Source organism: Pseudolactococcus piscium (genome assembly GCF_002441695.1).
Taxonomy (GTDB): Bacteria; Bacillota; Bacilli; order Lactobacillales; family Streptococcaceae; genus Pseudolactococcus; species Pseudolactococcus piscium.
The window spans coordinates 1-2630 of the sequence record NZ_JXJW01000046.1 but is presented as its reverse complement, the minus strand read 5'-3'; the positions used below and the strand labels follow the sequence as shown (position 1 = coordinate 2630).

Here is a 2630-nt window from a genome sequence, read left to right as displayed (position 1 = left end):
CAAGCCTTTGAAATCCTTGCCATGAGCAATCCCGTGACAGCGATGGTTGCTTTGGCTGATCAACTTTTTAACATCCGAGGTAAGCTAAATGCATACGTAACGAGTTTAGATCAGGATATTGACAAACTGAAAAACGACCTCCGTTTATTGCAAACCTTTGTGTCCCAAACGCAAGGCTTATTTCGTGATAGCACAAGGCGTATAAAGATTGCCGTGCAAGGTATCAGTGTCTTAGGCAAGATGACGGTTAATTCGGAAGGTACTTACCGTTTTCCTAAGGGGATGGATAAGCGTTGGTTTGAGAAGGTTATCAATACTGAGCCCAGTAATGAGATGCTCAAGAACATGGCTGAACAGCTTGGTATACCATTTAATGACTTTAAGTATTTATATGGGCTTCAGAAAAAAATGGGTAAACGAACAGATATCAAATATTTCTTGGGAATTATGACATTAATGAAACCGGGAAGTCTATCAAAAGAAAAATTCCTAAGCTTTGGTGGTCATGGTCAAAAAATAGTTAATTATTTAATGCAAGATTGGCGTGCGATAAAGAAATATTTAAGAACGTTAGATCATCCAGCGGCTACTAAGCTATTAGCACGTATGGATGGTAGTTTTAATCAATTTTTGAAAAAGATTGAGAAACTAAAAGATTTTAAAGGTATAGCTAAATACACTAAGCCCCTAAATAAATACGTAGGTTGGGGAACCGATTATCTGAAAAAGGGGACTTTAGCAGCTAGTAACAAGTTATTAATACTAAAACCTTTAGGAAAGTTAGCCACTAGAGCAGGCTGGTTAGCGATGGCAGCTAGTGCGAGTTACGATGGGGTTACTTCATACAATGATAAAAAGAGTGCTGCTTACCATAATGTAGGTAAAGCAGCAGTCCATGCAGGAGTAAAACAATTAAAAAGTGCAGGACCTATTGAGTGGGGAATGGCTGGGGCAGCTGTTGGTGGTCCTATTGCGCCTATCACTGCTGGTGTAGGATTTGCATTTGGTTCTCTAAATTTAATATGGGGAGCACTTGATCCAAAAAGGAAGGATAAGTTCTACAGTTTTGTAGAAAAAGTGGCGACTGGCTAGTCGATGAAATAGCGGATACAGGTAAGTCTCTTGGTAAGGCTGCTAAAGGTACTTGGCACAGTGTCACCTCGTTCTTTGGAAGAGGGAAGCAGGCTTATGGCTAAACGATTATTTGGTGCTTCATTTAAAGAATCTACTAAGATAACACATAATTTATTTGATAAAAAGCAAGTTTGGTATGATTCTGGTGCTAGAGGAAGTCAAAAATTGGGTGCAAGAATTTTTAATTTAGTCCCTTTACTTTGTTTTAATGTATTGATTTATGGATTAGGTGTTTTTTCACCTGAAACTGCTGATATGGGGACGAGTTATATTAAAGATATTTGGCAAGGGGCCCAATATTTTCAATGGCTAAAGATGCTAATTATCATGTGTATTATTATTTGGAGTTTGTTAATCTTAATAAATATTTTTCCAAAAAGCAATTATATGATAACAAGAGTATTTGAAATTAGCAATCTAGTCTTGATGATGATGTTGTCATTTCTATCATTCATGCCTATGTTACTAGGAATGACACTTGGTGCAACAGGCTGGCTGGGATTTAGCGTTATCTGCCTATATGGGTTCGTCTTTTTTTTGAATACTCTTCAGTCTAGTGTAAAAAATATAAAGCAAGAGCTATACGGGGAATTAACAGAAGAGAAGACGTCCCTTGTTGCTAAGATTTGGCAGCGGTTAAAGCAGTTTTGGCTTGCTTTTTCAGTGCTACTGGTGCTCAATATTTTAATATTTAGGATTGGCATGTGGGGTAGTTTTAGTATTTGGCGTTTTGTGTGTCTTTTTGCGGGACCAATTTATTTTGGCATACTCACATTATTTATCTGTGGCCCAATGAAGCTGTATATCAGCACGTTTTACTTTGCCAAATACTCAGAACAATATCGTGTTTTATGGCGGGTGACCGATGAAAAATGGTATGGGAAACGAAAAGCTAAAAAACTAGCAAAAAAGCAATTAAAACAAGAGAAAAGAGGAAAATGAGATGATAGAAAAATTATTACCCCTAGGGTCAATTGTCTATTTAAAAGAGGCGACTGCCAAATTAATGGTTGTTGGTCGTGGTGCTTCGTTTGATAATGGAGAAGGCCAACTGTTTAGCGACTATGTTGGTGTTGTCTATCCGAATGGGATTGATCCAGAGGATGCCTTATTCTTTAATCATCAAGATGTCGATAAACTTATTTTTACCGGCTATTCAGATGAGGAAGAGGAGAGATATCTTGAAGTCTATGACGCCTGGCGACAAGGTTTAGTTGACTCTTCAGAAAATGAAACTTATACAGCAGAATCATTTGATTTTTGAGTTATTAAAGAAAGGAACAGTTTGCCATGGGAGTGATTTTTTTAAAAAGTGAGTCACGTCAATTTATCAGTGATTGTCAATCTAATATCCAAAATGGGCAAGATGTCATTCAAGATCTGAAATCAGGAAGTGCACATTTAATGCAAGCTATTGACGGTAGGACGCTATCAGGTGCTGCCTATATGGCAGGCAAGGGATTATTTGGGGACCTGATTGTCCCTGTCATCACACG

The 2630-nt window shown here is 37.8% G+C and carries 2 protein-coding genes and 2 pseudogenes; all 4 read left to right on the top strand.

The genetic code is table 11. The features are described 5' to 3' along the window. Positions 1-1092 (top strand): annotated as a pseudogene (locus RU86_RS12185) (hypothetical protein); the annotation flags it as partial. Between the two features lie 96 nt (positions 1093-1188). After that, complete coding sequence (locus RU86_RS11630) at positions 1189-2076, top strand: hypothetical protein (protein ID WP_096815432.1); 888 nt, start codon at positions 1189-1191, stop codon at positions 2074-2076. Between the two features lies 1 nt (position 2077). Further along, positions 2078-2398, top strand: a complete 321-nt coding sequence (locus tag RU86_RS11625) for a DUF4176 domain-containing protein (protein ID WP_096815431.1) — start codon at positions 2078-2080, stop codon at positions 2396-2398. A gap of 26 nt (positions 2399-2424) precedes the next feature. Then, positions 2425-2630 (top strand): annotated as a pseudogene (locus RU86_RS11620) (hypothetical protein); the annotation flags it as partial.